Source organism: Geothrix fuzhouensis, from assembly GCF_024609325.1.
Lineage (GTDB): Bacteria > Acidobacteriota > Holophagae > Holophagales > Holophagaceae > Geothrix > Geothrix fuzhouensis.
The window spans coordinates 960,946-980,438 of the sequence record NZ_JANHMQ010000001.1 but is presented as its reverse complement, the minus strand read 5'-3'; the positions used below and the strand labels follow the sequence as shown (position 1 = coordinate 980,438).

General features: G+C 68.3%; 17 protein-coding genes. 6 read left to right on the top strand and 11 right to left on the bottom strand.

The window, feature by feature from the left end:
- The 3 genes from NOV74_RS04515 to NOV74_RS04505 all read right to left on the bottom strand — a co-directional run bounded on the left by NOV74_RS04515 (position 1) and on the right by NOV74_RS04505 (position 4,259).
- Positions 1–639 (bottom strand): hypothetical protein, encoded by a 639-nt coding sequence (locus NOV74_RS04515; protein ID WP_257309631.1) that lies wholly within the window; start codon positions 637–639, stop codon positions 1–3.
- Positions 639–3,161 carry a Tex family protein gene (locus NOV74_RS04510; RefSeq protein WP_257309629.1) on the bottom strand — a complete coding sequence of 841 codons (2,523 nt, stop codon included), beginning with the start codon at positions 3,159–3,161 and terminating at the stop codon, positions 639–641. Before NOV74_RS04510 ends, NOV74_RS04515 begins: the two co-directional genes overlap by 1 nt.
- An 87-nt stretch (positions 3,162–3,248) precedes the next feature.
- Complete coding sequence (locus NOV74_RS04505) at positions 3,249–4,259, bottom strand: CobW family GTP-binding protein (protein WP_257309628.1); 1,011 nt, start codon at positions 4,257–4,259, stop codon at positions 3,249–3,251.
- 45 nt (positions 4,260–4,304) lie between these two features.
- On the opposite strand from NOV74_RS04505, the gene NOV74_RS04500 reads away from it, so the two are divergent.
- A complete protein-coding gene (locus NOV74_RS04500; protein WP_257309626.1) occupies positions 4,305–5,582 on the top strand; it encodes a 3-deoxy-D-manno-octulosonic acid transferase in 1,278 nt (425 codons plus the stop codon).
- A 295-nt stretch (positions 5,583–5,877) separates the two neighbouring features.
- Positions 5,878–6,789, top strand: coding sequence for an ATP-binding response regulator (locus tag NOV74_RS04495; protein WP_257309624.1), 912 nt, complete (start codon positions 5,878–5,880; stop codon positions 6,787–6,789).
- A 75-nt stretch (positions 6,790–6,864) separates the two neighbouring features.
- Here NOV74_RS04495 and trxA read toward each other — a convergent pair whose 3' ends face one another.
- From trxA to ribB, 3 genes are read right to left on the bottom strand one after another with little or no spacing between them, the layout of a single operon-like run.
- Complete coding sequence (gene trxA / locus NOV74_RS04490; protein ID WP_043483480.1) at positions 6,865–7,185, bottom strand: thioredoxin; 321 nt, start codon at positions 7,183–7,185, stop codon at positions 6,865–6,867.
- A 26-nt stretch (positions 7,186–7,211) separates the two neighbouring features.
- The gene (locus tag NOV74_RS04485) at positions 7,212–7,706 is read right to left on the bottom strand and encodes a Crp/Fnr family transcriptional regulator (RefSeq protein ID WP_257309622.1); all 495 of its coding nucleotides are present in this window, start codon (positions 7,704–7,706) and stop codon (positions 7,212–7,214) included.
- On the bottom strand, positions 7,703–8,818 hold the full coding sequence (gene ribB / locus NOV74_RS15295; protein WP_306672278.1) for a 3,4-dihydroxy-2-butanone-4-phosphate synthase: 1,116 nt from the start codon (positions 8,816–8,818) through the stop codon (positions 7,703–7,705). Before ribB ends, NOV74_RS04485 begins: the two co-directional genes overlap by 4 nt.
- Positions 8,819–8,922: 104 nt before the next feature.
- On the opposite strand from ribB, the gene NOV74_RS04470 reads away from it, so the two are divergent.
- The 3 genes from NOV74_RS04470 to NOV74_RS04460 are packed head-to-tail and all read left to right on the top strand — an operon-like array spanning position 8,923 to position 11,975.
- The gene (locus tag NOV74_RS04470; protein ID WP_257309620.1) at positions 8,923–9,954 is read left to right on the top strand and encodes a DUF4388 domain-containing protein; all 1,032 of its coding nucleotides are present in this window, start codon (positions 8,923–8,925) and stop codon (positions 9,952–9,954) included.
- 9 nt (positions 9,955–9,963) lie between these two features.
- Positions 9,964–11,049, top strand: coding sequence for a hypothetical protein (locus NOV74_RS04465; RefSeq protein ID WP_257309619.1), 1,086 nt, complete (start codon positions 9,964–9,966; stop codon positions 11,047–11,049).
- On the top strand, positions 11,046–11,975 hold the full coding sequence (locus NOV74_RS04460) for a cell division protein FtsX (RefSeq protein ID WP_257309617.1): 930 nt from the start codon (positions 11,046–11,048) through the stop codon (positions 11,973–11,975). The genes NOV74_RS04465 and NOV74_RS04460 overlap by 4 nt, the downstream gene beginning before the upstream one ends.
- 9 nt (positions 11,976–11,984) lie before the next feature.
- Here NOV74_RS04460 and NOV74_RS04455 read toward each other — a convergent pair whose 3' ends face one another.
- From NOV74_RS04455 to murC, 4 genes are read right to left on the bottom strand one after another with little or no spacing between them, the layout of a single operon-like run.
- Entirely contained in the window at positions 11,985–12,881 is an 897-nt protein-coding gene (locus NOV74_RS04455; RefSeq protein WP_257309615.1) for a carbohydrate kinase family protein, read from the bottom strand.
- Positions 12,878–13,459, bottom strand: coding sequence for a UbiX family flavin prenyltransferase (locus tag NOV74_RS04450; RefSeq protein WP_257309614.1), 582 nt, complete (start codon positions 13,457–13,459; stop codon positions 12,878–12,880). The genes NOV74_RS04455 and NOV74_RS04450 overlap by 4 nt, the downstream gene beginning before the upstream one ends.
- Positions 13,460–13,481: 22 nt before the next feature.
- Complete coding sequence (locus NOV74_RS04445) at positions 13,482–16,100, bottom strand: M14 family zinc carboxypeptidase (protein ID WP_257309613.1); 2,619 nt, start codon at positions 16,098–16,100, stop codon at positions 13,482–13,484.
- Between the two features lie 7 nt (positions 16,101–16,107).
- A complete protein-coding gene (murC, locus tag NOV74_RS04440; protein ID WP_257309612.1) occupies positions 16,108–17,475 on the bottom strand; it encodes a UDP-N-acetylmuramate--L-alanine ligase in 1,368 nt (455 codons plus the stop codon).
- A 277-nt stretch (positions 17,476–17,752) separates the two neighbouring features.
- On the opposite strand from murC, the gene NOV74_RS04435 reads away from it, so the two are divergent.
- Complete coding sequence (locus NOV74_RS04435; protein ID WP_257309611.1) at positions 17,753–18,472, top strand: hypothetical protein; 720 nt, start codon at positions 17,753–17,755, stop codon at positions 18,470–18,472.
- A gap of 61 nt (positions 18,473–18,533) precedes the next feature.
- Here NOV74_RS04435 and NOV74_RS04430 read toward each other — a convergent pair whose 3' ends face one another.
- A complete protein-coding gene (locus tag NOV74_RS04430; RefSeq protein ID WP_257309610.1) occupies positions 18,534–19,481 on the bottom strand; it encodes a diacylglycerol/lipid kinase family protein in 948 nt (315 codons plus the stop codon).
- Between the last annotated feature and the right edge of the window lie 12 nt (positions 19,482–19,493).

Genomic DNA, 19,493 nt, shown 5'->3' with positions numbered 1-19,493 from the left:
TCAGGGACGTGGCTTGGCGAGGGTGCTGGCGAGGGGACCAGCCAGGGGTGCCGGGGGCAGGTCCACGAAGCCGCGAGCCACCAACCGGTTCACGGTGACCCAGCCGTTGCCGCGCTCCTCCTGGGATTCCACCTCGCCCAGGTTGGGCAGGTAGAGGGTCCGGCGGCGGGGACCTTGAGGCGGCTGAGCCTCCACCCACACGCCCACGGGATCGGAAGTGCCTGGCAGGAGGGCGGCGCCCTCCCAGGTCGCGCGCCCCAGCACACGAAACTGGACGCCCCGGTCCACCCAGGCGGTGGTGGCGGGGAACCCCGGTGGCAGCGTCTGGGCGACCACCTGGCCGCTATCACTCAGGAGGGCAGTACCGCCGTTCTCGTACCGGACCACCAGGCTCAGCTGACCCCGGAGGTTGGTCAGATCCAGTTGCACGAGTCGTGGCGGGCCTGGCGCCATGGATGATCGGGCCACCCGCACCTGCAGCCGATCTGCCGAGCGCTGGGGCTGCGGTTGGGACGGGTCCTCGAAGGCCAGGGTGAGGCCCTCTTCCCAGGGGCCGTACACCGGCGAGGCCGGGCGCGGCTGGCAGGCCAGTGAGAGCAGCAGGAGCGCAGGCGCCACCAGCGGCAGAGCTTTACGCATCAGCGGGGCCCCTTGTTGAACTTGGCCATGAGCTCGGACAGCGAGGTTCCCGTGGCCGGAACGTCTGGTTCGCGTTTCGGCTGGGGCGGACGGTTCTCACGCTCGGGCCGGGGTGGGCGGGCTTCCTGAGGGCGAGGGGGACGGGCGCCTTCGGGCCTGGGCGGCCGGGGGCCTTCAGGGCGTGGGGCCCGCGGACCTTCAGGCCGGGGCGGGCGCGGGCCCTGAGGTCGGCCACCGTTTTGTGGGCCCGCCTGAGGCCCGGCTTGCGGCCGAGGTGGGCGCGGGCCCTGCGGCCGCGACCGGTTCCCCTCTGGCCGTCCCTGGGGGCGCTGGTGATGGGGTTGGGGCCGATCGGCACCCTCCGGGGCGGCGAGCAAGGCCTTGATGGAAAGGGCGATGCGCTTGGCCTCCAAATCCACGGCCAGCACCTTCACCTTCACCGCCTGGCCCACGCTGAGGGCCTCGGCGGGGTTCTTCACATAGCGGTGGGCGATCTCGGAGAGGTGCACCAGGCCATCCTGGTGGACGCCCACATCCACGAACGCGCCGAAGTCGGTGACGTTCGTGACGATGCCCTGGAGCTCCATGCCCACTTCCAGGTCGCTGGGCTTGTTGACACCCTCGCGGAACTGCACGGCCTCGAACTGGTGGCGGGGATCACGGCCGGGCTTCCTCAGCTCGGCCAGGATGTCCTTCACAGTCTCCACGCCGGCCTTATCGTCCACGAAGAGCTTGGGATCCAGACCATCCAGCACGGCGTCATTGCCGATGAGCTCGGACACGGTCTTGCCCGTGAGCTGACAGATGCGCTGCACCACCGGGTAGCTTTCGGGATGCACCGCGGAGGCATCCAGGGGATCCTCCCCGTCACGGATGCGGAGGAAGCCCGCGGCCTGCTGGAAGGCCTTGGCACCGAAGCGGCCGACCTCCAGGAGCTGCTCGCGGCGCTTGAAGGCGCCATGCTCGAAGCGGTGGGCCACGATGTTCTTCGCCAACCCCTCGCCGATGCCGGCCACGTAGGCCAGCAGCTTGTACGAGGCGCTGTTCAGGTCCACGCCCACGCGGTTCACGCAGCTCTCCACGACGTCATCCAGTCCCTTCTTGAGGGAGGTCTGGTTCACGTCGTGCTGGTACTGGCCCACGCCGATGCTCTTGGGATCCACCTTCACCAGCTCGGCCAAGGGGTCCTGGAAGCGCCGGGCGATGCTCACAGCGCCGCGCACGGTGACGTCGTGTTCGGGGAATTCCTCCCGGGCGATGTCGCTGGCGGAATAGACCGAGGCACCGGCCTCGCTCACGCTGACGCAGATGAGTCCCGTGCGGCCGGTCTCCTTGAGCCATTCACGGATGAACGCCTCCACCTCGCGGCCGCCAGTGCCGTTGCCGATGGCGATGGCCTCGATGGGATTCCCGGCGCAGAGCTTCTCGAGGATGGCGCGGCTGCCGTCCAGGTCGCGCTTGGGTTCCAGGGGATAGATCACCTCGTTCTGCACGAGCTGGCCCAGGCGGTTGATGACCACGAGCTTGCAGCCCGTGCGGATGCCGGGGTCCACGCCCAGGGTGCAGCGCTGGCCTGCGGGAGGCGCCAGGAGCAGGTGGTCCAGGTTGGTCTGGAACACCTTGATGGCCTCGCCATCGGCCTTCTTCTTGGCTTCGTACCGCACCTCGGATTCGATGGTGGGCGCCAGCAGCCGGTCGAAGGCATCGCCGGCCACCTCGTTGAGGAACCTGCGGTACCCACTGGCGGGGTTCACCTGCACCTTGGAGACGAGCTGGCTCACCAGGTTCTCGCGCTCCACCAGGAGCTTCACGGTCAGGATCTCCTCCTTCTCGCCCCGGCGCAGGGCCAGCAGGCGGTGGCTGGGAATCTTGCGGATGGGCTCGGAGAAATCGAAATAGGGCCTGAACCGCAGGGCGGCCTGGTCGGCCTTGCGCTCTTCGCGGATTTCGGATTTCAGCACCCCGTGCTCGTGGAATTCCAGGCGCAGCCAGGCTCGGATGGCCGCATCCTCCGTCAGGCGCTCGGCCAGGATGTGGCCCGCGCCTTCCATGCACTCGGAGGGCGAGCGCAGGCCGTCCTCATCCTTGATGAAGGGTTCGGCGATAAGGAAGGGATCCGCACCGCTGTCGTCCGCCAGCAGGGAATCCAGCAAGGGCTCCAGGCCGCGCTCCCTGGCCACTGTGGCCTTGGTGCGCTTCTTGGGCTTGTAGGGCAGGTAGAGGTCTTCCAGCTCCGCCTTCACCCAGGTGCCCTCGATCTTGGCCTTCAACTCGGGTGTGAGCTTGCCCTGCTCGTCGATGGACTTCAGCACGGTCTTCCGGCGATCCAGCAGATCCTTGTAATAGGCGTGGCGGTCTTCGACGGCGCGGATGGCCACCTCGTCGAGCGAGCCGGTCGCCTCCTTGCGGTACCGGGCAATGAAGGGCACGGTGTTGCCCTCCTCCAACAGCGCCACGATGGCGGCAACGCCGGCACGGGGGAGCTTGAGCTCCTTGGCCATGAGGTCGAGCACTTGATCCACACCTGCTCCTTGCGATCCCGAAATCGGGGGAAAGGCGATGATACCAAGGGGGCGCGGATCTGGCCCCCTATGGGTGACAGATCGGCGTCAGAGCGAGAATTTCCGCCGCTGGCCCATGGGGGGGCGTTCCAGGTCCCGCAAGGCCTTCTTCCAATGGGGGGCATTGAGACCCGTGCCGATGACGACCGCGGCGCAGGCCTGCGCGACACCATCGGCGGGCAGGGGGAGGGGCGATATTTCCAGGCGGCCATCCGCCAGCTGGAAGGCCCAGCGGTCGCTGCCGTCGTTGCGCACGGCCCAGCCCGCGAAGGCGCAGACGCCCTTGGCCCGCAGCAGCTCGCCCTCGGCTGGGGGGGCGAGAAGCAGGCCCTCCAGGGCGGCCGGATCAACCGGATGGTCCCAATGCAGGGTGAGGGAGCGGGCTTCCGCGAAGCTGGCCCCGCTTGCCGGTGCCCAGCCTTCGGGAAGGTCGCGCACATCCCCCTGCCAGGGGTCGGGGCTGCCTTCGGGCGTGGCGCCTTGTCGTGAAAGCACCAGCGGAATCTGCCGGAAGGCCGCGCGCAGCTCGCTTTCCCAGGCGATGGCGGCGGAAGGATCGAGATCGGCCTTGGTCACGTGGATGAGGCTGGCCAAGGCCGTCTGACGATGGAGCAGGGGCTTGGTTTTCAGGTGGTCCACCGGGGCCAGGCTGGAAACCACCGTGAGCAGGCCCGCCAGCCGCAGCCGCCCGGCCAGCGCCGGCTCCTGCTCCAGATCGAGGAGGTCGGTTGGGTCCGCGAGGCCGGTGGTCTCAAGCACCACGCGCTCGGGCCGCTGGCCATCCGGCTGGTCACACCAGGCCTGGAGGGTGGTGATCACATCATTGCGGAGGCTGCAGCAGACACAACCGTTCACCAGATTCTCCACACCTGCCAACTCGGGCCGCTCCGCGTCCACCAGGGTGCCATCCACGCTGACGGCCCCGAATTCGTTGATGAGTACCGCCACCCGTCGGCCTGCGGCCACCTCGACCTTGAGCAGGCGGTTCACCGCCGTGGTCTTCCCGGCGCCCAGGGGGCCGGTGACGATGAGGACTTCCAGGGGGGCGCGTTCGAGCATGCCTCCATGATGCCGTCAGGGGCGGATTCATGAGAGCGTGGATTCGTGGATTTCCTCGACTTCAGCTACTGGGCGACGGTCTCGTTGGTGGGGGCAGTGGCGCGGGCCTGCGCCCGGGGTCTGCCAGAGGCCTGGCGACTCAGGCTGGAGGCCGAGGTGCCAGACCTGCCCGCGGGCCGCTGGATCTGGCTGCACGCGGTGAGCGTGGGTGAACTGCTGCTGGCGGATGGTCTGGTGGCGCGTCTCCGCGACGCGGGCCACCGTGTCCATCTCAGCACGGGTACGCCCGCGGGGCTGGATCTGCTGGCCCAGCGGCTGCCGGGCTGGGACGCCGGAACGGAGTTGATCAGCGGCGGGGCCTTTCCCCTGGATGACCCGGCGGGCCTGGAACCTTTCCTCCGCCATGCGCCAAGCGTATTCCTCGCCCTGGAGACTGAACTTTGGCCCGGTCTGCTCCAGGCGCTCGAGGACCGCGGCATTCCCCGGATCATTGTGAACGGACGGCTCACGGAACGGTCTCTCCAGCGGGGTGGCCCCTGGCTGCGCCGGGCGGCCTCGCGGCTCAGTCTGGTGGCGGCCCGGGACGAGGCCAGCGCTGAGGCCTTCCAACGTCTCGGAGCTCCGGACGTGCACCTCGGCGGCAACCTCAAGGCCGATCTGCCCCCGCCACGCCCCCTCCATGGGGGCTGGGACGCGCTGCGCGAAGCCTGGTCCACCTTCCCCGTGGTGGTGGCAGGCAATACCGTGGCGGGCGAAGAAGATCTGGTGATCCAGGCTTGGCGGGCGGCGCGGATGCAGATTCCTGGCTTGCGGCTCATCCTGGCCCCACGCCAGCCTCGACGCTTCGAGGCGGTGGCGGGTCTGATGGCGGACCAGGGCCTGGCCTTCCGCCGAGCCTCGGAGCCTTGGCCAGAGGCCGACGGGTGGTCGGAGGTGGAGGTGCTGCTCCTGGACACGCTCGGGGAGCTTTCCGCCGCCTACGCCGAAGGCACCCTGGCCCTGGTGGCCGGGGGCTGGGCCGCGAACGGCGGGCACAACCCGCTGGAACCCGTCCGTGTGGGTGTTCCAGCCCTCGTCGGACCTGGCTTCACCAATTTCGAGGACCTGGTGCCGCCCCTTCGGGAGGTCGGCATGCTCCGGGTGGTCGAGGCGCCTGATCTTGCCAGGGCCCTGATAGAAGCCCTGGCTTCCGCGCCGCTGCGACCTAGCGGGCAGGCGCCGCTGCCCGCATCCCTTCAGGGCACCCTCGACCGCACCCTCAGCCTGCTTGCACCATACCTGACCCTTCGGGCGGAGGTTCCCGCCGCGCCGGCGACCTTCTAGGGTCTGTTTTCAAAGTGGGGTGTGGCCGCGCAAGGGGCGCCGCCCAAGCGAAGCCAGGAAAGCGACGAAAGCGATAGCGGCACTATCGACGAGGAGCTTGACGCAGCATCGCGCCGGGCGCCGCCCCTTGCCCTCCGGGACGTCGCCCAGCCGCACCCCTGGCTGCGTTGGCGACCTCGAACGATGTCCCGCATCGCCCTTCGGTCGCCGCCTGGCCATGCGCGCGGCTGGACGACGTCGCGGCTCGCATCCACTTTGAAAACAGACCCGGGTATCCTGGAACACCGGAGCCTCCATGATCCGCAGCGGGACGCACATCCTCCTCATCGATGACGATCCCGCCGTGCTCGACATGGTCCAATCGGCTCTCTCCCATTACGGCATGGAGGTCCATGCCTATCCCGATGCGGCCCAGGCCGTGGAACTGCTCCAGAATCCCAATGCCCCCGCCTTCGACCTGGTCATCAGTGACATCAACATGGAGGGGATGGATGGGTTCGATGTGGTCCACAAGGTGAAGGCGACCCATCCCCACCTGCCGGTGGTGCTCATGACGGGTCAGGCCTCTGTGGACTACGCGATCCAGGCCATGCGCCTCGGTGCCTCCAACCTGTTCATGAAGCCGCTCGCCCTGCGGGACCTGGTGCAGAGCGTGTTCCGGCTGGTGGATCTCCACCGGGATCTCCGCAAGGCTGACGACGGTCTGCGTGGTCTGGTGAACGAGCGGCGGCATTTCCTGTTCCGCTCTGACGAGCTGGACATCCCGAGCCTGATGCACCACCTCACGGACCGGCTGGTGCCCATGGGCTTCGCCTCCGCCAGCAACATCGATGTGATCGCCATGGCCTTCCACGAGGCCCTGGTGAACGCCTTGGAGCACGGCAACCTCGATCTGGACTCGCGCCTCAAGGTGGATCTCTTCGCGGAGGAGGATCCCTATGAGGCCCTCCGCGCGAAGCGCATGGCGGATCCCAAGTACGCAGGGCGGCTCATCGAAGTGCGCCTGGCCATGGATACCGAGCGGTTCGAAGTGGAGATCAGCGACGAGGGCCGGGGTTTCGACGCCGGCCAGCTCGCCCCGCCCCAGCTCGACTCGGAGATGGCTCCCCATTGCGGCCGAGGGCTGCCCATCATTCTGCTCGTGATGGACGAAGTCCACTTCAACGAGAAGGGCAATCAGGTGCGGCTGGTGCTTAGAAGGAAGTAGTTTCTTCCGACCGCAGGCCGTACATGCCAAACGCCGGCGAGCCGGCGTTTGGCATGGGCTGAAAAGCCGGAAGGGTTAGAACGCACTCTCCACGAACGCCTTGAGCTGGGGCTTGGGCTGGCCGCCGATGAGCTTGTTCACGGGCTTGCCGTCCTTGAAGACGATGAGGGTGGGGATGCTCATGATGCCGAACTGGCCGGCTACCTGAGGATTCTCGTCCACGTTCATCTTCACGAACTTGGCCTGGCCCTTCATTTCGGCGGCCAGCTCGTCCAGGACGGGCGCGATCATCTTGCAGGGGCCACACCAGGGGGCCCAGAAATCGACGAGCGTAACGCCCTGGGCAACCGCCTGGGGAAACTCGGCGTCAGTGATGTGGGCGACAAGGTCGGACATGGGAACTCCTTTCAAGTTCAGGGTCATCAAGGTACGGGAAGGGGGCCGCCAGGATTGGCTCCCCCCCACTGGGCAATGGTGAAGATGCTCATGTAGCGGTCATTGGTTTCCCGGAGGCGCTGGGCGAGCACTTCACAGAGGGCGTAGAGAAGCTTGAGGGCGATCTTGTGCTGTGCCTCGATCAAGGCGCGGAGGTCCTGGAGGGGGATGAAGAACAGTTCGGAATCGTCGTTGGCGATGGCGTCCGCAGCCCGGGCGGCGAGATCGATGAGGGCCATCTCACCGAAGAACGCGGGGGGGGCCAACACAGCCAGAGCCTCTTCGCCGGTGGCGCTCCGCTTGGAGATGCGCACCGAGCCCTTAAGCACGATGAACAGCCCATCCCCGGCATCGCCCTCCCGGAAGATCACCTCGCCCGCGCGGACCTGGCGGACCTGACCGATCATCAGGATCTGGGCACGCTCCGCCTCGTCCAGATTACGGAACAGGGGCGAGCGGGTCAGGAAGAGGGTGTCGATCAATGCCGATCCGTATGGGGCTGGTCCAGGGACGGTTCCAGAGGCACGTGCGCGCAGATATCGAGGCCGAAGCCACGGAGCCCAATGTACTTGGTTTCGTGGCGGCTGAGGAGGCGCATTTTTCCAACCCCAAGCTGGCGCAGGATCTGGGCGCCCACACCGAAGTCCCGGTCGTTCATCGCCTGGGGCTGGGCGTGGCTCTCATCCGCGACGCCCGGCGTATGCGCATGACGACGGAGGTAGACCAGCACTCCCCGACCGTCCTTGGCCAGGGCGGCCATGGCCTTCTGGAACAGGCCGGTCTCGAAGCCGTGCAGATCGTCCGGCAGAGTCTCGACATGGACGCGAACCAGGGGCGGGTCCCCGGCCAGATCACCCAGCACGAACGCGAGGTGGCTGCCGCCATCGAGCAGGCTCTGGAACCGGTGGACCTTCAGGGCCCCCCACTGGCTGGCCATGGCCCGGACTTCGAGGGGCGTCACCAGGGGTTCCTGGCGGAGGCGGTAGGCCACCAGATCCGCCACGGTCACCAGGGGCAGGCCGTGTTTTTTGCAGAAAGGCACCAGGTCGGGCACGCGCGCCATGGTGCCGTCGTCTTTCATGATCTCGCAGATGACGCCGCTGGGATGGAGTCCCGCCAATCGGGCCAGGTCGACGCTGGCCTCGGTCTGGCCCGTGCGGGTGAGCACACCACCGGGGCGGGCCCGCAGGGGGAAGACATGGCCGGGTTTCACGAAGTGCTGGGGTTTGGCGTCCGGAGCAATGAGGGCCTGGATGGTGCGGGCCCGGTCCTGGGCGCTGATGCCCGTGGTGGTGCCCTCCCGGGCTTCGACGGAGATGCAGAAGGCCGTCTCGAAGGGGCTGGTGTTGTCCCTCACCATGAGGGGGATCTGGAGGCAGTCCAGCACGGGGCCCTCGAGGGCGGCGCAGATGAGCCCCCGGCCGTGGGTGGCCATGAAGGCGATGGTTTCCGGTGTCACATGCTCGGCGGCCAGGGTGAGATCGCCTTCGTTTTCCCGGTCCTCGTCATCGACCACGACCACCATGCGGCCCTGCCGGATGGTGTCGATGGCCTCCTCGATGGAGGCGAAGGGGGAATCGGGGCGCATGTTCATAGACCCTTCAGCATCGCGCAGGAGGACCCGGGGGGGAAGGGCGCACTCCGTGGTAAGGTTGAACATCTCCTGAAGGCCTCCATTTTCCCCGAGAGGAACGACCCATGTCCCAGGGTGTGATTCAAGGCTCCATGCGTGAGGCGCCGCTGCCCGACATCATCCAGCTCGTGAGCCAGGGTGGGAAATCCGGGTGTTTCCATGTGCAGCAGGACGCCTCCCGGGCTCGGATCTACCTCAAGGACGGGCGGATCATCCATGCTGTCACCCAGGCTGGCGAGGGCTTCGAGGCCCTCATGGAAGTGGCCCTGTGGCTCGATGGCAGCTACCGGTTCGAGGAACTGGTGCCCGATGTGCCAGCCACCATCACCAAGCCCAATGCCTCCATCCTCATGGAGCTGGGCCGCCGCATGGACGAATGGCGCGTCATCAGCCAGAAGGTCCCCTCGGTGGACCTCTATCCCGCTTCCACCTTGCTGCCCGGCGAGACACCGCACGGTGTGAATGCCCGGGAGGCGCGGGTCCTGGCCCTGGCCACGGGCTACTACAGCGTCGGCGAAATGGCCGAGGCGATGCAGAAGCCCGTGCTCACCACGGCCAAGGATCTCTACGGCCTGGTCATGGCCGGTCATGTGGTGTTGAAGGGCATCCGATCCGGCAAGCCGCCTAAGCTCGATGCGCCGACTGCGCCTGAGCCAGCGCCGGCGCAAGCGATGCCGACCATCCGGGAGGAGATCCCGGCCTTCGCGCCCCCCCCGCTCCTCCCGCCGAGCCCCGTGGGCTTCCCCGAGGGTCACGACCCCCTGCCTGAAACGGTTGGTGGCGGGTTCGCGGCAGCGGTGCCGCCGCCCGCTCCAGCCAAACCCGCGCCGGCGGATGACCCCCAACGCATGGTCAAGCTCATGAACTTCACCCAGCGCATCGCCCAGGCCGCCAAGATGGTGCTGCCTGAACCCCAGCACGAGATGGTGAACCGGCTGCAGGCCAAGGCCACCCAGCAGATCATCTCGGGAGATGGTCCCGAGGCCGTGAAGAACCTCGCCCTGGCCATCAGTCGGAGTGCGGTGGATGCCGGTTGCGATGCCGACATGGTGCGTACCCTGAATACCCACCTCAAGGCGCTCTTCGCCACCAAGTAGGCGGTCCCCATGATCCGACGTCTTCTTACAGGCCTGTTGGCCTTCGTGCTGCTGGTGGCCGTGGGTTGCAAGGAGCCCGACGGCACCTCTGGCGGTACCGCAGGTGTGGCCCTCTACGCGTATGACAGCACCACCAGCGAGGTGTTTGTCTGGACCGATTTGAGCACGCTGTATGACAGCACCAGTACGACGGCGGCTCCGACCAAGACGATCACGTCTTCCGTGTTCAGCAGCAAGATCGCCAGTCTGGCCTGGGGCGGGCTCTGCCTTGATCGACAGAATGGCTATCTCTACCTCGTGTCGGATACCGGCAACATTGTCCGAGTGAGGAACATCCGTTCGCAGATGGGAGAAGTTGCCAGCTCGGACGTGGTCTCCTTCAGTCTTGCCAGCACAGGTCGCCTGTCCACCTCAACCTTCGGTCAGGCCAGTCTGGACATGCAGAACGACACCCTCTACATCACCGAGAACGGCAGCAGTGGCACGCAAATCTGGGTCGTAACCAATGCCAGCAGCCAGCCCCAGAGCGCCACGATTGCGCTCACTGCGCTCGCGGTGAGTGGGGATACCGGCGGGACCGGCGTCGCCTCCGCGTCAGGTGCGGTATACGCCTTCATGCTCTCGGGCGATACCGTGGGCGCTGTGACGACCTATACCGGGCCGCGGCTCCGCAAGGGCACATCCTCCGGCTTCACGGATGCCAACACGATCATCGGCCCTTCGACCCTCATCGGCCAGTACGGTTCCCTCGCACTCGACACCGGCAACGGCTACCTCTTCGTGGCCCGCCACAACGTTGATGCGGGAGTCTCCACCGCGCCGATCCAGGTCTTCACCACCGGGATGTTCGGCCAAGCCTACGACCAGGCACCCACCGCCACCCTCGGAAGCGCCACGGACCAGCCGGATCTCCGAGTCATCGCCCATGCCGGCACCAAGGATTGGCTGGTGGGCCTGCGGGGGAGCGGCAGCACGGCCTATGACACCATCTTCCTGTGGAAAGCGCCCATGGGAGGTACGGCGGCCAAGGCCATCGTCCCCGCGCCCACCACCTCCTTGTTCAAGGGCGTGGCCGTGGATGGGAACGCGTCGTGACCGCACTACGCCTGCTGGGATTGCTGACCCAGGATGTCATGCGGGACCTCTTCCGGCACCGGGGCCAGTATCTCTTGGCCGTACTTACCCTGGCCTCTGGCCTTCTTCTGGCGGGCGGGGGACTGCTGTTGGTGGAGAGCCTCGACCGCTTCGTGGGGCGCCTGGAGGACATGGCCAAGGTCGTCGTCTACGCCGCTGATGGCAAGAACCTCGATGAAGCGGAGGCCCGTCTCCGACGCGATCCGCGCTTCCGTGCGGTGCGCCGCGTTCCGGCTGCGGAGAATCGCCAGCGGTTCCAGTCCGCCACCCGGGAGGCCGGCCTGCTGCTGGAAAGTGCCGGACAGGACGCCCTGCCCGAAAGCCTGGAGCTGAGCCTCCGCCAGGATCTCGCCGAGGGCGCCAGGGCCGTGGAAGTGGCTGCCAGCCTGCGGGACATCCCGGGCGTGGGCGACGTGCTGGCAGATCAAGAACGGCTGGAACAGATCCAGCACATGGCCCGCATGCTGCGTTCGGCCCTGGCCAGCCTCGGCGCGGTGCTTCTGGTGGCCGCGGGCTTCGCCACCGGGAACGTCATCCGCATGAGCATTCTGGCCCGCGAAGAGGAGATCGCCATCATGCGTCTGGTGGGGGCTTCCGAAAGCTTCATTCGCACCCCCCTGGTGCTGGAAGGCGCGGTGCTGGGTCTGGGCGGCAGCCTGCTGGCCCTGCTGGGCCTCTTCGGCCTCTGGTTGCCGATCTCCCGGGGCATGGGCGGCCTGTCACCCCTGCTGGTGGACCTGGCGCGCCTGGGGTTCTTCTCGGCTGGCAGCATGGCCCTGCTCGCCGTCGTCGGGGCCGCCACCGGTGCCCTGGGCGCCCTCTGGGCTTTCTGGAGCACTCGCCGGGCCCAGCGCGCCGAGGCCGCCCTGATGGAGAGCGCGGGCTGATTCCGGGCCTCAGCGGGACCGGGCGTCCAGCTCCCGGGCCGAGATGAGGCCGGCGGAGGTTCCCCGCAGGGTGCAGGCGTGGCGGGCGGCGAGCTGGCCCCGTCGGATGGAAACTTCCAGCGAGCGCTGCTCCAGCACGTAGCTGGTGAGGAAGCCCACCGCCAGGGCGTCGCCAGCGCCATTCGTGTCGACTACGAGCCGTTCGTCGGCCACGGGCGGGAAGAAGGCGATGCCGTCGCGGGTGCCCAGGGCGCAGCCCTGCGCGCCCATGCCCGACACCACGATGCGGTCAGGGTGCCCCTCCAGGAAGGCCTGGATGAGCGGGCCGGGATCGCCGTGATTGGCGGCGGAGAAGAAGAGGATGTCCGCCTGCTCGATGAAGTCCCGCCGATACGGATCCGCCGGGTCAATGACGTCCTGGAGGTCGCAGGCCACCGTGAGGCCCAGCTCTTTCGCCACCGGCAGCAGGCGGCGCGCCCAGTCCGGGATGTTGACGTGCGCCAGCCGGGCGCCGGCCATCACCTCGCGGCAGCGCGGCAGGTCCAGATTGGGGGCGGGGCGCCCCTTCCCGTCGTAGAAGTTCTTGCGCCGGCCATCGGGGTACATCAGATTCATGCTCCGGGCAGTCCCCGCAGGGTCCACGCCCAGGCCGCGCAGGTCGACGCCTGCACCGGCGAGCCGCGCTCGGACCGCCCCACCTGCGGCGTCCTCGCCCACATGGCCGATGAAGGCCACGCGCCGCCCCAGGGCCGCGTAGCCCAGGCTGGCATAGCCCCCGGCCTGGCCCACGCAGTCAAGGTTCTCCGTGAAGTTCCCCTCCACGGTCCAGTCGATGCCGGCCGGCGGAAGGTACACGTTGGTGTCGAGGCCCGCGCACCCGACGACGACGACCTCCGGAGGAATCATTCCTTCCACCGTCGGGCATCCGCCTCCGCCAGGCCCAGCTGGTCCAGCACCCGCGTGGCGAAGGTGTCGTAGAGGTCGTCGAGGCCCTTGGGGGCGGTGTAGAAGCTCGGCATGAGCGGCATCACGATGGCGCCGGCGTCGTGGACGCGGAGCATGTTCTCCAGGTGGATGCGGTTCAGAGGCGTCTCCCGGAGACAGAGCACCAGCGGGCGGCGTTCCTTCAGGCACACGTCCGCGGCGCGGCTCACCAGGGACTCGCTCACGCCGGCGGCGATGCGGCCCAGGGCGCCGGCGCTGCAGGGCACGATGGCCATGCCGTCGTGGCGGTGCGAGCCCGAGGAGATGTCTGCGCCCAGGTCGCGCTCGTCCCGCAGGCCGACTTTCGGCAGGGCGGCGAGGTCCTTGGGTGTGAGGCCGGTTTCGTCCAGCAGGCAGCGCTTCCCCGTGGGCGACAGCAGCAGGGCGATCTCGGCCACGGCGGGACTGGCGGACAGGCGGCGAAGCACCGCCACGCCGAAAGCCGAGCCTGACGCGCCGGTGATGGCGAGGGTGAAGCGGAGGTCGCCGGGGTTGGTCATCGGGTGTCCCTCATTCCGGGCCTCATTCTGGAGCAGGCCGGTAGGCCCCGAAGAAAATGGCGTTGAACAGGAGCCGCCGCGTGAAGGGCTCCTGGCCGCGGAACACCGGATCACCTGCCACCAGGATCACGGCGCCCTGGCCCAGCTTCTCGCGGATGGCGTAGGCGGTCTGCTGGAGCTTGGCTTCCATGGCCTTGGGCACCAGGCCCGACACCTTCAGATCTTCCCTGCCGTAGTGGAGGGGGTTCTCGCCACCCTGGCTCAGCTCGAGGATGGGGTCGCTGGTGTCGAGCACCGCTGCGCCGCCCTCGGCGTGGAGGCCCCAGGCCAGGGGATGGCTACCGTCCACTTCCACTTTCAGGAAGGCGCCGGGGACGCTCTCCTCCAGGGCCCGCTCTTCGCGCTTGTCCCAGGGACGCACCAGGTCCGCAGAATCGGCCTTGGGCGCCTCACGCTTGGGATCTTTTTCCTTGAGCCGGGCCTCCTCGGCCGCCTTGGCCAGCAGGTGGTAGCCCGTCGGCGTCAGACTCGCCCGGGAGGCGTAGGCCGCGCCACCCTGGAAGGCCAGGAGGCTGCCGCCCTCGGTGATCCAGGCCTTCAGCTTGGCCGCGCCGCCCTCGCCGAGGGCCTGCTGCCAGGCCTTGCCCTGAGCTCCGTCATCCACCACGACGACATGGGTGAAGCGCGCCAACGGTGTGGCGCCGAACCGGTCGGCCCGGAGCTGCACGAAGGGCAGGCCCGCTTCCGTGAGGGTGTGGGCCACGGCGCCGAAGGCCATGGGATTCGCGGGGCGGTCCATGAGCACGGCGATGCGGGGCATGCGGAGAATCAGGGCGCGATTGGAGCCCAGGTCCGGTCCCGCGTCCATCTGGGCGGTGTCCATGGCCACCACGGGATGATGATTCTCCCGGGCCAGAGCCTGCAGGCGCGCGCCGAGGGAGTCCGGGTTCGTGCGGCGGGGCAGGACCAGGGTGCCCGGACCGTACCGCTGGCTTTTGAACATGGCGGCTTCGGCCAGGGCCGTGGCCTTGAAGCCTTCCTGGAGGAGCGCCGCGAGCGTGCGCTCGACACCTTCATGCCCACCGGGAATCAGGTAGCCCCAGCCAGCCGCGGGAAGCACGGCGTCGGCACTGGCGGCAAGGGGGGCCGTGGCGACCTTGGGGCGCACCTTCGCCCGCCAGGCGGGCACATGGAAGGCGAGGGGCAGGCTCCAGGCGGTGAGGTCGTAGGTGGGCTTGGGTCCCATGTGGGCCTCACCTTCGAGCAGGGCCTGGGCCAGGGCGCCGCGGGGTTGATCCAAGGGGACCAGGTAGCTGCCGGCGGGCAGGCCGGGTGCCTTGGCGAGGCCGATGGGTTCGAGCCCAGCGGTACTCAGGTCGACCGTGGTGCGCAGAACCTCGATGCCGTTGCGTCCCAGCAGATCGACCAGGGTGCGCGTCCGGCCTGGGTCCGGTCCCTCTGCCAGGAGAAAGGCCCCGGCGCGGCTGCCTTCGGCCACGCGCTCACGGCGGGCCCGCTGGAAGTCCCAGAGCAGGGCCTGGTGCTCGGCCGCGGCGGTGGCCACGGTGGCCAGGCTGGCGGCGACGTGGCGCTGGATGCGTCCCTCAAGGGTGAGGATCTCGCCATCCTGGCGCTTGTAGGCGGGGCCGCCCTGGCCAGCCACCTCGAAGGTCATGCCCACGGCACCCTGGAAGGTGGGCCAGGAATCGCCATAGCCGGGGTAGAACAGGTCGAACACGTCGCGGCTGAAGTAGGCCCAGCCGTGGGCGTCGAAGGCCCGGGCTACGCTCTTCCCGAAGGCTGCCTGCCAGCGGCCAGAGAAGGCGGCGGGGAGGGCCTCGTGAATGGGCTGCATGGTGGGCGGGAAGTAGTAGGTGGCCTCGGCCCACATCTCGTGGTGGTCCGCCAGCACCTGGGGGTTCCAGCGCAGGAAGGCGGCGGCCTTGGCGCGGGACTCGCCCTGGGTCTGCCAGGCCCAGTCGCGGTTCAGATCGAAGAGTCGGTGGTTGAAGCGGCCGCCGGGCCAGCGGCTGGTGTTCTGCGCGTCCATGGGATCGCTGGTGTTGAAGGGCGTGGTGGCTTCCGCCACCGCCTGCCGGTGTCGCGCCAGCCCGTCGGGGTTCTGGGTGAGATCCATGAGGAGCACCACGCGCTCGAGCTGCTTCACGACCTCGGGGGACCGGCCCGCCGCGAAGTGGTAGGCCACGGCCAGGGCCGCCTCGGAACCCGATGCCTCGGAACCGTGGACCGAGTAGCCCAGCCACACGAAGGCGGGATTGGTCTCCGCGATGCGGCGGGCTTCGCCCTCACCGCAGGTCCGGGGATCCGCGAGCTTGGCGTTGAGGGCCTGAAGTTCGTCCAGCCGCTTCATATTCTCGGGCGAACTGATGACGAGGAAAGGCTGCTCCCGCCCCTCCTCCGTGACGTTCAGAGAAAAGAGCTTCACGCGGTCCGGCGCGGCGGCGGCCAAGGCGCGGACGTAGGCCAGCAGCGCAGGATGGGTGGTGTACCGGGCCCCGAGATCGGGTTGGGGTACCTCCGGGCGGTGTTCTCCGGCGGGCAGCAGGCCGGGCGGAAGGCCCGCCAGGACACAGGCTGGAGCGAGGAGGGCAGGGAGGCTCAACCGGAGGGGGTGCCTCATGACGACCTCAGGTCAGGCCCAGGAAGGCGGGCCCGGCCTGGGTGATGGAGCCCGCACCGAAGGTGATGAGGAGATCTCCGCTGCGGGTGAGGCGCTTGAGGACTTCGGGCAGGTCCTCCACGCGGCCGGCGAGGTGGACGTCCTTCTGACCATGGGAGCGCAGGGCCTCCACCACGGCGGCGCTATCCACGCCCTGGATGGGTGGCTCGCCCGCGGGGTAGATGTCTGTAACCACCACGGAATCCGCCTCGAAGAACGCAGTGCCGAACTCGTCCAGCAGGGCCTTGGTGCGGCTGTACCGGTGGGGCTGGAATGCCGCCACCACGCGGCGCTCGGGGAACCCGGCCCGGGCCGCGGCGAGGGTGGCGGCGATCTCCGTGGGGTGGTGCCCGTAGTCGTCCACCACCAGCACGCCGTCCTTTTCACCCTTGAGCTGGAAGCGCCGGTCGGCGCCGGTGAACTCCGCCAGGCTGGTGCGGATGACTTCGCGCTCCACGTCGAGTTCGAGCGCGATGCCGATGGCGGCCAGGGCGTTCAGCACCATGTGGTGGCCGGGCACGCCCAGGCTGAAGGCGCCCAGATCCTCACCGTAGGCGCGAACCTTGAAGTAGGTGTGGAAGCCCTCCTGGCGGATCTCCTGGGCCCGGATGTCCACCTGGGGGTGAGTGCCGTAGGTACGCACCTGGCGCTTCAGGCGCGGGCGCACGGCGGCGGCGTGGGGATCGTCCATGCACAGGAACACGGAACCGTAGAAGGGCACCTTGTTGGCGAAGGCCACGAAGGCATCCTGGATCTCCTCCAGATCCTTGTAGTGGTCCAGGTGCTCCCGGTCGATGTTGGTGATGGTGGCCAGGGTGGGGTTCAGCATGAGGAAACTGCCGTCGCTTTCGTCGGCCTCGGCCACCAGGACGGGACCCTTGCCCAGCTTGGCGTTGCTGCCGATGGTGCCGAGCTTGCCGCCGATGACGATGGTGGGGTCGAGGCCGCCATGGCTGAGCACCTGGGCCACCATGCTGGTGGTGGTGGTCTTCCCGTGCGAGCCTGCCACGGCGATGCCGTATTTCATGCGCATCAGCTCCGCCAGCATCTCGCCCCGGGGGATCACCGGCACCTTGGCGGCGTGGGCCGCCACGACTTCGGGGTTGTCGCCCTTCACGGCCGAGGAGATGACGACCACCTGCGCACCTTCGATGGCCTCGCTCTGATGGCCCAGGTGCACTTCGATACCCAGCCCGCGCAGGCGCTGGGTGACGGCGCTCTCCTTGAGATCCGAGCCGGAGACCCTGTGACCCAGGTTGGCGAGCACCTCGGCGATGCCCGACATGCCGATGCCGCCGATGCCCACGAAATGGATATGCTGAATCTTGCCGAACACCTTGAGGCCCCCATGTTTAGACGCCGCCAGAATAACCCAGGCACTGGCATGGCTCTGGCTTGATAATGGTGTTCCAGCGGAACGAAGGGGGTGTGCGATGAGGTTCCACAGTCCGCAGTTCAGAGCTGCAACGCTCTTTTCGCCCCTTTTTCTGGCGGCGGCGATTTGTAGCGCTTCACCACAGCAGGAACGAGGCCGTCGCGATTCGCCACAGCCGATGCGCCCCACGGTCGACCGCTCGGCTCCCGAGATGTCCCGCCCGGGCAATCCTAGGGCCATGTCCGGGCCGATGACCGGGGATCGGGGGGACCGGCTGGATCGGCTGGACCGGCTGGACCGCCATCCAGGGCCCCGAACACGCCAAGTGGATCCACGTCCGGCGGACCTCGCGCCCCGGGCGACCAACCTCAACCTCTATCCGGGCACCCGCGTGGTGGTGCCGCCCGCCTGGAACCGGTGCACCAACCAGCCGGACCTCGGCTATTGGCGCCGCCGGGACATCATGGCGGAGATCCAGTGGCTCTCCCGCCGGGGATTCGTCCCGGTGACCCCTCTCGGTGACACCGTGGAGGCCCTCACAGACTACGTCCAGGTTCCTTCCGGCTGGCGGGCCTATGGCATCGCTGTGCCCGTGGGGGGTACCGTCCAGATCGAGGTCCAGCATGCCAATCTGGGTTGGTTCCGCCTCATGCTTGTGGACAAGTGGGGACAGCCCGGACGCGGCATGATGCAGGCTGCCTACGCGCCCCAGCCGATTCTCGTGAGCTACAAGAATCCCAATAAGGAAGCCACGGCCGTCTACGTCATCGTGGACGATCCGGCCTGGTGGTCCGACGCCAAGAATCCCTACACCCTGGCTGTCCGCCGGGACTGGGATCCCGCCAAGGCGGACCTCGGCAAGGTGAAGATGGTGGCTGGTCTCTGGGGCGCCAGCCCCAGCGTCAGTGCCGAGTTCCGCGGGCCCAGCCTCACCGGACCCGCTGTCTACCCTCATTAGACAGGCAGATCTCCTGCGCAGAAACGGCCCAGACAGGGCCGTTTCTGCGTGAGGCTAGGCCTTACGACCAGGGACAGGCGGCCGTGACCTGCATGCGGAACGCCCGCGGCTCCACCGTCAGCTCGGCGCGGTCGCGTTCGGCCACGGGTTCACCGTCCAGGTGCCAGGGCAAGGGGCGCTCTAGGCGCAGCGTGGCGCGGCGGATCCGTCCTTCGTGGCGGAGGGCCGTGTGCCCGCCCTCCTGGAAGAGCCTCGGCCCCTCGGTGAACAGGGTGAGCCAGGTGGGCCGGGCCAGGGTGGCCCACTGGAGGCAGGCGTCGGTGGGGTCGGCCTGTGGGGCGATCCACAGCCCGCTGCCGTAGGTGGGGAGGTTGGCGAAACAGAGGCTCCAGACGGCTTCCGGCAGCCTTGGCGCACCCGGGTGGAAGGCGGCGCGGATGCGCTCGATCCGGCCGTCAGAAGAGGGCATGGGCGCCTCATCTGCCTCCCAGGCCAAGGCTGTCGGCTTCCAGGTGCGCCACAGCTCCAGGGTGGCCCGGGCGTAGGCGGCGAAGCCACGGCCCGGGAGGCCCGCAAAGCGGTGGGCCACGGCGGCCTCGAAGCCGGTGCCGCAGACATTCACGAAGGGGGCGCCGTCCAGACGCGGGAGGTCCATGCGCACTTCCCGGCCTTCGAGCAGCCGCTGGAGAGCGCCGGCAGGCTCCAGCGGAGTCCTCAGGCCCCGCACCAGACCGTTCCCGCTGCCGCCGGGGATGGCCCCGAGGGGCACGGGACAACCTCGTTCGAACAGGGCCCGGGCTGCGTGGTGGATGGTGCCGTCCCCGCCCCATACCAGCAGGGGACCCTCCGCCCGTCGGGCCTGGTCGATGGCGGGGCCAAAGTCCCAAGGCGGCCCGAAGGGGATGATCTCCACCCGGTCCCGCAGGTTCTTCGGGAGGGGCCGCAGCAGGGCGTCTGGATCCTTCAGGGTCGTGCCCGAAGCGGGATTGAAGAGGATCGGAAGTCTCATAAGGCGAGGATA